Here is an 11,377-nt window from a genome sequence, read left to right on the forward strand (position 1 = left end):
GGCCCGCCTGGTACCAGGACCTCGCTGCGCCGTATCCTGGCCAGGTGGTCATCGTCTCGGTTGTGTTGTTCGTGCTCGCCCTCGTCGTCGGGGTTGTCGCTGCCCTGTCGCTGCTCGGCCGGCTCCCGCGCAATCGATTCGCCGGTGTCCGTACCCCCGAGGCAATGCGCGACGACGAGACGTTCGTCCTCGCGAACCGTGTCGCCGGCCCGACCACAGCAGCATCTGCGCTGGTACTGGCCATCGGCGGCGTAGCCGCACTCGCACTGAACGGCATCGCAGCGGTCGTCGGAGTGGTCGTTGCCCTCGCTGCAGCGCTGTTCATCGCCGCAGCCGGCGGATCCATCGGTGCCCGCGCAGCCGCGGCAGTGCCGGCACCCGCCGAGGCCGACGGATGCGGACAATCGTGCATCTCGTGCAGCCTCAAGGACGCCTGCCAGCCGAGCTGAGCGCATGAAACAGAAGAGTCTGCGCACCTTCGATCCGGCCGGAGTCGTCTTCGGCGTCGTCCTCCCGCTCGCGGTTGCCGCTCTCTGCCTCGTCCTGGCCTATCTGTGGGAGGGTCGCCTGCCGGACCAGGTGGCGACTCACTTCAGCGGAACCCAGCCGGACGACTTCTCCAATCCGCTCGCCAACGCCTGGACCGTCGCCATCATCATCGTGTTGGTCGGCGGCGGTGTGAGCGCGGTGGCCGCCCTGGCCCGAGTGCTGCTGATCATGCGTCGGACGATGTTGATCATCGGGCTCACCGTCGTCGGGACGATCGGAGTGCTGGAGATCGCGACCCTCGCACGCGAACTCGACCTACCCACCGAGCAGAGCGTCACCATTCCCGGCTGGGCCATCGCCGTCGGTACCGTTGCCGGGTTCGCCATCGGACTGTTCGGAGCGACGCGCCTGCGGGATCACCGCGAACGCGTCGTCGCCACCGCACCCCTGCACACCGACCTACCTCGGTGCGGCCTCGAACTGCCGCTGGTGGTTCCCGTCGGAGCGAGCCGCGTCGCCGCAGTCACGGTGATCGCGCTGTCGGCGGCCGGAGCCGGCGTGACGTGCTACCTCTCGAATTCGCCGTGGCCGATCTTTCTGTTCGTTCCGCTGACCATCCTGATCCTGTCCCTGCTGCGATTCACCGTGCACATCGACAGCGACGGCCTCTACGTCTCGAGCCTGGGAATGGCGGCATTCGACTACGACATCGCCGAGATCACCGGTGCCTCGGTGCGGACGGTGAACCCGGCCAAGGACTTCGGCGGATGGGGTCTGCGAGCGAAGGGCAGCGGCAACTACGCCGTCGCCACCGAAGCCGGGCCGGCGGCATTCGTCACCTTCGCCAACGGTGATCGACTGACCATCGGAACCGCAGCCGCCGACACGATCGCGGGAACGCTCAACACCCTCACCGACCGTGCCCGCACCACCACTGCGGACTGAGCAGGCCGAGTGAAAGCGTTGCGGGACACCGTCCTGGATCCCTTCCTGCTGAGCATCTTCGCGGTCGCCGCGCTGGCGAGCATCTTCCCCGCGTCGGGAACCGCCGAGGACGTTCTCGGCTGGGTGACACGCGTCGCCATCGGGCTGCTGTTCCTCATCTACGGCGCGCGACTGTCCCCACGTGACGCCTGGGAAGGCGTCAAACACTGGCGCTTGCACTCGGTGATCCTGGCGTCGACGTACCTGCTGTTCCCTGCGCTCGGACTGGCCCTGAGGGTCCTCGAACCGAGTCTGCTCAGCGAGGACCTCTACACCGGAGTGCTGTTCCTCTGCCTGGTGCCCTCGACCGTCCAATCCTCGATCGCCTTCACCTCCATCGCCCGAGGCAACGTGGCCGGTGCCGTGGTGAGCGCGTCGTTCTCCAACATCCTCGGCGTGTTCGTCACCCCGCTGCTGGTGCTCGCGCTGGTGACCACCACGGGTTCGGCGAGCATCGATCCCAGCTCGATCCTCGACATCGTGGCGCAGCTACTCCTTCCGTTCGCCGTCGGTCAGTTGCTCCGACCCTGGGTGACGGGCTGGCTGACCCGCCACAGCGCGTCGACGAAGCTCGTCGACCGGGGATCGATTCTGCTGGTCGTCTTCTCCGCCTTCAGCGCGTCGATGAACCAACACGTATGGTCGTCGGTCGCCCTGTGGCGCATCGGCATCGTCGTGGCCGTGTGCATCCTGCTGCTCGCCCTCGTTCTGACGATCACCTGGTACGCAGGCAAGTGGTTCGGTTTCTCGCTCGAGGATCGTCTGGTGCTGCTGTTCTGCGGATCCAAGAAGAGCCTGGCGAGCGGGCTGCCGATGGCCGCCGTGCTTTTCGTCGGCCAACCCATCGGGTTGATCGTCCTGCCGCTGTTGCTGTTCCATCAGATCCAGCTGATGGTGTGCACCGTCATCGCTCAGCATTTCGCGCGTCGACCGGAACCGAGCCCGGCGGCGGTCGTCGCGGACTAGGTTGGTGTCAGTCGAGAAATCGGAGAAGACAATGCCCAGGAAACTGCACACGGACGGCGTCGTCTCTGCCGCCTACACCGGCCGGCTCGCCACCGATCCTGTACCCGCACTGCGACTCCCCGAGAATCAACTCGACCCCGACGCCGCCTACCGCTACATCCACGACGAACTGATGCTCGACGGCAGCTCACGCCTCAACCTGGCGACGTTCGTGACCACCTGGATGGATCCGCAGGCCGAGAAGCTGATGGCGGAGACGTTCGACAAGAACATGATCGACAAGGACGAGTACCCGTCCACCGCGGCCATCGAAGAACGCTGCGTCAACATCGTCGCCGACCTGTTCCACGCACCCGGCCTCGACCGCGAGGACCCGTCGTCGGCCACCGGCGTCTCGACCATCGGATCCAGTGAAGCAGTCATGCTGGCGGGGTTGGCGCTCAAGTGGCGCTGGCGGGCGAAGGGCGCCGGGACAGGAACCCCGAACCTGGTGTTGGGCAGCAATGTCCAGGTGGTGTGGGAGAAATTCTGTCGTTACTTCGACGTCGAACCCAAGTACCTGCCCGTCGAGCGCGGTCGCTACGTCATCACCCCGGAGCAGGTTCGGGACGCGATGGACGAGAACACCATCGGCGTCGTGGCGATTCTCGGCACCACGTTCACCGGTGAACTCGAACCGGTGCAGGAAATCTGCGCCGTCCTCGACGAGATCGCCGGCGGCGGTGGACCCGACGTACCGGTTCACGTCGACGCGGCCAGCGGTGGTTTCGTCGTACCGTTCTTGTACCCGGAGCTCGAATGGGACTTCCGTCTGCCTCGGGTCAAGTCCATCAACGCCAGCGGACACAAGTACGGATTGACCTATCCGGGAATCGGATTCGCGGTCTGGCGGACCAAAGAAGACCTGCCCGGGGATCTCGTGTTCCGCGTGAACTACCTCGGCGGCGACATGCCCACCTTCACGCTGAACTTCTCGAGGCCGGGCAATCAGGTCATCGGCCAGTACTACAATTTTCTGCGCCTGGGCCGGTCCGGCTACACCGACATCATGAAAGCACTGCGCGACACCGCAGTTCGCGTCAGCACTCATCTCGCGGGACATCCAGACATCGACGTGATCACCGACGGATCGGCCATCCCGGTCCTGTCGTTCATGTTGAAAGAGCACTGCGAGTTCACCGTGTTCGACGTGTCCCACGAACTGCGAGCCCGCGGCTGGCAGGTGCCGGCGTACACGATGCCCGACAACGCCACCGACGTCGCCGTACTGCGAATCGTCGTCCGCGAGGGCTTCAGCGCAGACCTCGGCCGCATGCTGTGCATCGCCATCGACGAGGTGATCGACGGTCTGAAATCGGGCGGACACTCGACCGCGCGGGCTTTTTCGCACTAGGTTGCGTCCTGGGTCGTGAGTGGAAACTCGACCCCTGCTACGAAGTTCCGCGCACGTGCGGCGCAGCCGCTCTCAGTTCCGTTCAACGTCGATCGGGTGGGATGCCAACAGCGCCAACGGCATCGGCTGACGACGCAGAACCTGCGCCCACAGGTCGACGCGCGGCGGACCGATCACATCGGAAGCCAAGGCCGACAACACGATCCAGTCTTCTCGGTCCAGTTCACCTTCGAGCTGCCCGAACGTCCACCCCGAGTACCCGGCGAAGATACGCACACCCTCCACGTACGGCGCAATGTCTGCGGGGTCGGAATCCAGATCGACCATCACCACCCGGCCGTCGACTCGGCGCAGACCGGCGACCCCCTCGATCGACGCACCGGTGCGCAGCGTGGCCAGACACAGTGCCGAATCACGCTTGACCGGACCACCGACGTACAGGGCCCGCGGCTTCGCGGCGAGCTCGGACCAATCGGGCAGCACGTTCTGCACCGCGGTCTCACTGGGGCGATTGATCACGACGCCGAGACTGCCCGCGTCGTTGTGTTCGATGATGTAGATGACGGTGCGCCGAAACGTGGGCTCCACGAGTTCGATGGACGACACCAGCAGACTGCCGGGACGAACATCGTGCAGTGCCGACGCCGTCCGATCCTCGGGTTCCTCCGCATGCGCTGCCACATCAGCCATTGTGGCACCGCACACCGCCGGATGTGGCACAAGCACGACGGCCAGTCCTCGGTCCTACTCGAGCCCGGCAATCTTGGTCAGAATCCCCAACTGGAACTCGAACAACGCGTCCCGGTCGGCAAACGTCGTCGCGCCGTACTGATCGAACACGTCGAAGTTGATCGCGCCGAACAGTGACGCCCACACCATCACGCCCAATGCGATGAGCTCGTCGGGCAGGTCCATGTCCATCTGGGCGCGGATGTCCTCGAAACTTGCGTGCAGCGACGCCAACTCGGTGGGTCCCGATTCGATGTCCGGGCGACGGATATCCCAGGCCGACTGCAGGACTGCTACCAATGTGGTGATCACCCGGGTCCCCGGGCCGGTGGTCTGTTCGGCGGGCGCGTGGTAACCGGGTACGGGGCTGCCGAAGAGCAGCGCGTACCGGGCCGGCTCTCGCAGTCCCCATCGACGCACCGCCCGGCTCAACTCCCGGAATTTGTCGGCGGGGCCGTCCGCTGCGTCGACGGCCGCGTCGACCTCGTCGCCCAACTCGGAATACGCATCGACGACGAGCAACGTCAGTAGTTCGTCCCGGCTCGAGACGTAGCGATAGACCGCCGAGGAGACGACGCCCAGATCTCGGGCGACCGCGCGAAGCGACAGGGCAGCAGCACCGTCTGCGGCCAGGTGCTCGCGTCCGATGCGGGTGATGTCGCTCAGAGTCTGGGCGCGGGCTCGGGTACGCGGAGTGCTCGCCATGCTCGCTACTGTAACTGCCGCTCTTTTCCGAGAGCACTGCTCTTGCTTTTCTCCGAGCAGAGGTGCACACTCGACACATCAGAGAGCACCGCTCTCGTTTACCGAAACGGAGTAGCCATGTCAGAACTTCACGTCGTCACCGGTGCCGGACCCGTCGGCTGGACGATCGCCGAACAGCTTGCTGCACAGGGACATACGGTGTGGATCCTGACTCGATCCGGCAGCGGGCCACAGCATCCGAACATCGAACGGCGATCGGTCGACATCGAGTCCGACGACCTCCGAGCGCACGTCGACGGAGCAACCGCCATCTATCACTGCACCCACGCCGCCTACGAGAACACGGTGTGGCGCGACAAGCTCGAGGCGATGGAACGACGTGTGCTCGACGCGGCCGCGGGCACGGTCGTCGTGTTCCCCGAAAGTCTCTACGCCTACGGCCGGGTCGACGGGCCCATCCGCGAGGACTCACCCAGAAATGCCACGTTCCGCAAGCTGGGTGTGCGCACCGAACTCCTGGCCGCACGCGACGCTCACTCGACCCCCACCGTCAGCATCGCGGCATCCGACTTCTACGGCCCACGGGTGCTCGTCTCGCACATGGGAGAACGTGTGGTCGCCAATGTGCTCGCCGGTAAGACCATTCGGGTGATCGGGGCCGCGAACCTACCCCATTCCTTCACGTACGTGCCGGATTTCGCAGCCGCGATGATCGTCGCGGCCGCACGACCGTCCACGTGGAACACCGTCCTGCATGCACCGACCGCCCCCGCGGTGACTCAGCGGGAGATGATCGAGATGTACTCCGCTGCAGCGCACTTGCCGACCCCGAAGATCGGTGCCGTACCGGCTTGGGTCATGCGAGCACTGGGGCTCGTTTCCGGTCCGATGAAAGAGCTGGGGGACACCCTGTACCAGTTCCGCTACCCCTACATCCTCGATTCGAGCCACAGCGAGCGCGTTCTCGGCCTCGAGCCCACCCCGCTCGCCGACGGCACAGCCGCGACGATCGCGTGGTGGAAGGCAGACAAGCCCGCCGTATCGGTGTGACCGACGCGGGATAGAGTCCCGTCGGTGAACGACGCCTCCTTTCGTACCCGCCTACGTGAGTCCCCGGGCGTCGGCAAGCTCACCACTGTTCGTTTCGCCGGCCAGTTCGGTGATGGATTGTTCCAAGCCGCATTGAGCGGTGCCATCCTGTTCAATCCCGAACGCGCCACCAACCCCGCCGAGATCGCCGCCGGTTTCGCTGTTCTGCTCGTGCCCTACTCTTTGGTGGGCCCGTTCGCAGGTGCGCTGTTGGACCGCTGGGATCGTCGATCGGTTCTGTTGTGGGCCAATATCGTTCGCATCGTTCTCATCACCGCTACCGCCGGGCTTCTGTGTGCCGGGGTCGACGCCACGCCGCTGCTGCTGTTGGCTCTGGCCACCGTCGGGCTCAGTCGGTTCGTCCTGGCGGGCGCGTCGGCATCCTTGCCGCATGTGGTGCGGCAATCGTGGCTGGTGCCGATGAACTCGGTACTGGCCACCGTCGGCTCCGGTTTCGCGGCGGCCGGTGCGGGACTGGCGGTCGCAGTGATCGGTGCCGTCGGAGCGGGGGACTTCGGTTCGGGTGTCGCCGTGGGGCTGGCCGCGACCGGCTCGGTGGTCGGTGCTGTTGCGGCCGGACGGTTCGCGCCGCGGTCTCTCGGTCCCGATACGGACGATCGGCCCGGCAACCCGCTGAAAGATGTTGCCGCCGGCCTGAAATCGGGTGCCCTGGCGGTGTGGCGGTCGCCGGGCGTGACCACCGCGATGATCGGCATCGGGGCACACCGCATCGTGTTCGGCATCAACACCCTCATCATGGTGCTGGTGCTGCGGGAGAGCACGCAGAGTTCCCTGCCCGGCGGCCTCGCCGGCTTCGGCATTGCCGTCGGAGCCACGGCCACCGGAATGTTCCTCGCCGCCGTCATCGCCCCGTTCGCCGTCCCGCGGTTCGGCCGCACCCGCACCATCGCCACGGCCCTCGTCCTGGCCATCGCCGCTCAGGTCGGTGCCGTCTCCGGCCTCACCCAGACCAGTCTGCTGCTCGGAGCATTTCTCCTCGGCATCGCCGGGCAGACCGTCAAACTCAGTGGGGACGCCGCCATGCAGATCGAGATCGACGACGCGCATCGTGGACGAGTCTTCGCGTTGCAGGACACCGTGTTCAACGTGGCGTTCGTCGGCGCCCTCGCCGCGGCCGCATTCGCCGTCGGCCCCGACGCCACGGAGCTGAGCCAGGATCCCACTGCGCACGCGCTGGTGTTCGTCGGAGCAGGGATCTACGCCGTCGGCTTCGTTGCAGCGGTACTCAACACGAGGCGCGCACCGCGCTGACGTGGTGTATCTTCCCGTATCGGACCGCTAGGTTTCGTCGGACAACACGGGGGCACCGCATGCATGGCCGCACGACGTCGCTCGGCTGCATCATCGCGGTTGCCGCAGGTACAGCCGTTCTTGCCGCACCCCCCGCGTACGCGGCCCCGCCGCCGCCGGTGAATTCCTGTGGAGAAACCGGATTCGACCCCAAGGACTACCCACCAGAGCCCATCGGGCCCGGCAATCCGCCGCAGCTGCCGCCGTTGCCGGATCGTGTGGTGATCCCCGTGCCGTATCCGTCGATCGAACTCGTGCCGGTGCCCGACCCGCCGCCGAACAACACCCGTGTCCAGGCCGAGCCGTCGGCCGACCCGTGCGCGGACCCCTGCCCCGACCTCACCGACGCCACGGAGTCGCCCACCACCGGCTCGGCAGACCATCTCCCGTTCCCTCGCATCGAGATCGACCCGCAGCCCGAGACCATTCCCATCCCGATTCCCGGCCCCGGTGGAACTCCGAAAACCCCGCCGCCGGCACCAGCGGTCACCGCGGCGGAGTCCGGGCCGACGACGGTACCGCCGGTGGCACCGGCCGTCGGACACGTCGAGGTGGTCTCGCAGCTGACCGGACCGGGATCGGAGAACCGCACCGACAAGCGCTGGCAGGTCGACGGCACCGACCTCGGCATCATGTGGGAGAGCAAGCCGGGCGAGGTCGCCGTCGTTTTCGGCGATTCCTTCGGCATGGGTTGGGAATTCGGTGTGGTCGGCGGGGACGATTGGCGGTCGAACGTACTGGGACACAGCACGGACACCAACCTGTCCGACGGTATGACCCTGGACTCGATGGTGCAGGATTCCCGCTGTCACGCAGCCGAACTCCTGCCCTCGCGCAAGATCAAGAATTGGGAGACCACCGTCATCCCCACGTCCGGGTTCGCGATCGACGACCGGCAGTACATGTCGTACATGTCCATCCGGCGGTGGAGCACGATCCCCGGCATGTGGTGGACCAACTACGGCGGCATCGCCTATTCCGACGACAACGGGTCCACCTGGGTCAAGGACGAACATGCCAAGTGGGACAACGTCTTCGGCGTCTCCAAGTTCCAAGTGTCGACAATGGTCCCGGCGGGGGAGTACGTGTACATGTTCGGCACCGTCAACGGTCGCGCCGGACAGGTCGGCCTGGCACGCGTCCCGAAAGCGGACGTACTGAACAAGACCGCCTACCAGTACTGGGTGAACGGCACCTGGGCTCCCGTCGGATCGAACGAGGCCACCCCCATCGCCGACGGTATGGCCGGGGAACTGTCGGTCCATCACGACGAGGCCCGAGACCTCTGGCAGATGACGTATCTGGATCCGTTACGCGGCGATATCGTTCTGCGCGAAGCAAATTCACCACAGGGTGAGTGGACCGCCCCGAGCACCCTGATCGATACCGCCGAGTACCCCAAGACCTACGGCGGCTTCATTCATCCATGGTCCACGGCGAACGAGCTGTACTTCACCGTCTCGGAGTGGGACAGCTACAACGTCTATCTCGTCAAGGCCGAGCTTCGCTCGTCGTGAGTGAAAACTCGTAGTGGGCTACGAAGTTCCGCGCACGTGCGCGGGACGCGCTACTGCGTCGGCCACCACTCGAGCAGCGCCGCTTCGGCGTCCTCACGTGAGAGCGGTCCCCGATCGAGGCGCAGTTCCTTCAGGTATTTCCACGCCTTGCCCACGTCGGGACCGGCGGGGATACCGAGCAGCTCCATGATCGCGTTGCCGTCGAGGTCGGGACGAACCCGCGCCAAGTCCTCCTGCTCGGCGATGCGGGCGATGCGCTCTTCGAGATCGTCGTAGGTGGCTTGCAGGGCAGCCGCTCGACGCTTGTTCCTGGTGGTCGAATCGGCTCGAACCAGCTTGTGCAACTTGGGCAGTAGCTCGCCGGCATCGGTGGCGTAGCGACGCACCGCCGAGTCGGTCCACTGACCCTTGCCGTACCCGTGGAATCGCAGATGCAGGAACACCAGATGCGAGACGTCCTCGATCATCTTCTTCGAATACTTCAACGCGCGCATACGCTTTCGCACCATCTTGGCCCCGACGACCTCGTGGTGGTGAAAACTGACGCCGCCGCCGGGCTCGTTACGTTTGGTATCGGGCTTGCCGATGTCGTGCAGCAGTGCGGCCCAACGCAATACGAGATCGGGGTCGCCGTCCTCGAGGTCGATGGCCTGCTTCAGAACCGTCAACGAATGCCAGTACACGTCCTTGTGCTGATGATGCTCGTCGATTTCGAGCTTCATGTTCGGCACCTCGGGAATGATCCGCTGAGCCAAACCGGTCTCGCACATCACGTCGATGCCCTCGATCGGGTGGGCGCCGAGAATCAGCTTGTCCAGCTCCACCTGAATGCGCTCGGCGGTGATGCGATCGATCTGATCGGCCATGTCGACGATGGCGCTGTGCACCCGCGGCAACAACGAGAAACCGAGTTGCGACACGAAACGCGCCGCGCGCAGCATCCGCAGCGGATCGTCACCGAACGACGTTTCCGGTGCCGACGGGGTATCGAGAACGCCCTCGAGCAACGCGTCCATGCCGCCGAGCGGATCGACGAACTCCTGCACGCCGTCCGCACCCAACCGCACGGCCATGGCGTTGACGGTGAAATCGCGTCGAATCAGATCTTCTTCGAGGCTGCTGCCGTACTGCACCTCGGGGTTACGCGAGACCTGGTCGTACGAATCGGTGCGGAACGTCGTGATCTCGATCTGCTGGCCGTCCTTGGCCGCACTGATCGTTCCGAACGCGATGCCCGTATCCCACTGATGGTCCGCCCACCCGGACAGCAGCGTCTGAACGACCTCCGGCCTGGCGTCGGTGGTGAAATCCAGATCGGTTCCCAAACGACCGAGAACCGCGTCCCGAACGGACCCACCGACGAGGTAGAGCTCGTGGCCCGCGGCGGCGAACAACGCGCCCAGCGGGGTCAATACCGGCGCGAGTTCACGCAACGTCACCGCAGCTGCAGCCAGCAACCTTTCCCGGCGCGCATCGGCGTGCTCGGGGGAAACGGAAGACAGGGACTGATCGGCCACGGTGGAAGAGCCTACTGGCGCAGTATCGACCGGATCGTCTCGGCCATCGGCCACGGTGCGGCAAGCCGGAGCGGGGCGCCGAGGCAACTAGTATGGATCGGGTGTCTGCTGCCGAACGTGCGAACAGGAGCCGCCGCAACCCGCGGCGGCGTCCAGCACGCGCCGACACCGAAGCACCCAAGCTGCGGACCGTCCGAGAAACCTCTGCCGGAGGCCTGGTGGTCGACGGCCTCGACGGCCCGCCTGCCACCCGCTGCGCAGCCCTGATCGGCCGCACCGACCGGCGCGGACGCCTGCTCTGGTCCCTGCCCAAAGGACATATCGAGCAGGGCGAAACCGCCGAGCAGACGGCCATGCGCGAGGTCGCCGAGGAAACCGGCATCCGCGGTACCGTGCTGGCGTCGCTGGGAAGCATCGACTACTGGTTCGTCACCGAAGGCCGCCGAGTCCACAAGACCGTTCACCACTATCTCCTCCGCTTCCTGGGCGGTGAACTGTCCGACGAGGATCTCGAGGTCACCGAAGTCGCCTGGGTACCGCTGAGCGAACTGCCGTCCCGACTGGCCTACGCCGACGAACGCAAACTCGCCGCCATCGCCACCCGCCTCATCGAGGACATGAACGGCGAGCAGACAACCGGCGGCGACACGAACGCACCCACGCCCGGCGGGAAGTGA

Annotated in this window: 11 protein-coding genes; 8 read left to right on the forward strand and 3 right to left on the reverse strand. The window is 65.7% G+C overall.

What is annotated here, in order from left to right; all coding sequences use genetic code 11:
* Nucleotides 1-44 precede the first annotated feature (44 nt).
* Genes JLZ96_RS13390 through JLZ96_RS13405 form a run of 4 tightly spaced genes read left to right on the forward strand, consistent with a single transcriptional unit; the run spans nucleotide 45 to nucleotide 3,832 of the window.
* Nucleotides 45-449, forward strand: a complete 405-nt coding sequence (locus JLZ96_RS13390; RefSeq protein WP_201010737.1) for an SdpI family protein — start codon at nucleotides 45-47, stop codon at nucleotides 447-449.
* Between the two features lie 4 nt (nucleotides 450-453).
* Complete coding sequence (locus JLZ96_RS13395) at nucleotides 454-1,434, forward strand: DUF1648 domain-containing protein (RefSeq protein ID WP_201010339.1); 981 nt, start codon at nucleotides 454-456, stop codon at nucleotides 1,432-1,434.
* A 9-nt stretch (nucleotides 1,435-1,443) separates the two neighbouring features.
* Entirely contained in the window at nucleotides 1,444-2,439 is a 996-nt protein-coding gene (locus JLZ96_RS13400; RefSeq protein ID WP_201010340.1) for a bile acid:sodium symporter family protein, read from the forward strand.
* A gap of 31 nt (nucleotides 2,440-2,470) precedes the next feature.
* Nucleotides 2,471-3,832 (forward strand): glutamate decarboxylase, encoded by a 1,362-nt coding sequence (locus tag JLZ96_RS13405; RefSeq protein WP_201010341.1) that lies wholly within the window; start codon nucleotides 2,471-2,473, stop codon nucleotides 3,830-3,832.
* Nucleotides 3,833-3,904: 72 nt separating this feature from the next.
* Here JLZ96_RS13405 and JLZ96_RS13410 read toward each other — a convergent pair whose 3' ends face one another.
* Nucleotides 3,905-4,522 (reverse strand): YqgE/AlgH family protein, encoded by a 618-nt coding sequence (locus JLZ96_RS13410; RefSeq protein WP_032381871.1) that lies wholly within the window; start codon nucleotides 4,520-4,522, stop codon nucleotides 3,905-3,907.
* Nucleotides 4,523-4,576: 54 nt separating this feature from the next.
* Nucleotides 4,577-5,266 carry a TetR/AcrR family transcriptional regulator gene (locus tag JLZ96_RS13415; RefSeq protein WP_094651410.1) on the reverse strand — a complete coding sequence of 230 codons (690 nt, stop codon included), beginning with the start codon at nucleotides 5,264-5,266 and terminating at the stop codon, nucleotides 4,577-4,579.
* A 117-nt stretch (nucleotides 5,267-5,383) separates the two neighbouring features.
* Between JLZ96_RS13415 and JLZ96_RS13420 the strand changes: the two genes are divergently transcribed.
* The 3 genes from JLZ96_RS13420 to JLZ96_RS13430 are packed head-to-tail and all read left to right on the forward strand — an operon-like array spanning nucleotide 5,384 to nucleotide 9,183.
* Nucleotides 5,384-6,316, forward strand: a complete 933-nt coding sequence (locus JLZ96_RS13420) for an NAD-dependent epimerase/dehydratase family protein (protein ID WP_201010342.1) — start codon at nucleotides 5,384-5,386, stop codon at nucleotides 6,314-6,316.
* Nucleotides 6,317-6,340: 24 nt separating this feature from the next.
* Nucleotides 6,341-7,627 (forward strand): MFS transporter, encoded by a 1,287-nt coding sequence (locus tag JLZ96_RS13425; protein WP_201010343.1) that lies wholly within the window; start codon nucleotides 6,341-6,343, stop codon nucleotides 7,625-7,627.
* A 59-nt stretch (nucleotides 7,628-7,686) separates the two neighbouring features.
* Nucleotides 7,687-9,183: a DUF4185 domain-containing protein gene (locus JLZ96_RS13430; RefSeq protein WP_201010345.1), complete on the forward strand. Its 1,497-nt coding sequence runs from the start codon at nucleotides 7,687-7,689 to the stop codon at nucleotides 9,181-9,183.
* 50 nt (nucleotides 9,184-9,233) lie between these two features.
* Here the strand turns inward: JLZ96_RS13430 and JLZ96_RS13435 are convergent, their stop codons facing one another.
* Nucleotides 9,234-10,700 carry a CCA tRNA nucleotidyltransferase gene (locus JLZ96_RS13435; RefSeq protein WP_201010346.1) on the reverse strand — a complete coding sequence of 489 codons (1,467 nt, stop codon included), beginning with the start codon at nucleotides 10,698-10,700 and terminating at the stop codon, nucleotides 9,234-9,236.
* Between the two features lie 101 nt (nucleotides 10,701-10,801).
* On the opposite strand from JLZ96_RS13435, the gene JLZ96_RS13440 reads away from it, so the two are divergent.
* Nucleotides 10,802-11,377, forward strand: coding sequence for an NUDIX hydrolase (locus JLZ96_RS13440; RefSeq protein WP_201010347.1), 576 nt, complete (start codon nucleotides 10,802-10,804; stop codon nucleotides 11,375-11,377).

The organism is Rhodococcus sp. NKCM2511 (genome assembly GCF_014905595.1).
In the GTDB taxonomy this organism is placed as follows: Bacteria; Actinomycetota; Actinomycetes; order Mycobacteriales; family Mycobacteriaceae; genus Rhodococcoides; species Rhodococcoides fascians.

Bases quoted from the DNA above. Each gene is read 5' to 3' on its own strand.
- JLZ96_RS13395 (WP_201010339.1), top strand. From the start codon at position 454: ATGAAACAGAAGAGTCTGCGCACCTTCGATCCGGCCGGAGTCGTCTTC.
- JLZ96_RS13405 (WP_201010341.1), top strand. From the start codon at position 2,471: ATGCCCAGGAAACTGCACACGGACGGCGTCGTCTCTGCCGCCTACACC.
- JLZ96_RS13410 (WP_032381871.1), bottom strand. From the start codon at position 4,522: ATGGCTGATGTGGCAGCGCATGCGGAGGAACCCGAGGATCGGACGGCG.
- JLZ96_RS13415 (WP_094651410.1), bottom strand. From the start codon at position 5,266: ATGGCGAGCACTCCGCGTACCCGAGCCCGCGCCCAGACTCTGAGCGAC.
- JLZ96_RS13420 (WP_201010342.1), top strand. From the start codon at position 5,384: ATGTCAGAACTTCACGTCGTCACCGGTGCCGGACCCGTCGGCTGGACG.
- JLZ96_RS13430 (WP_201010345.1), top strand. From the start codon at position 7,687: ATGCATGGCCGCACGACGTCGCTCGGCTGCATCATCGCGGTTGCCGCA.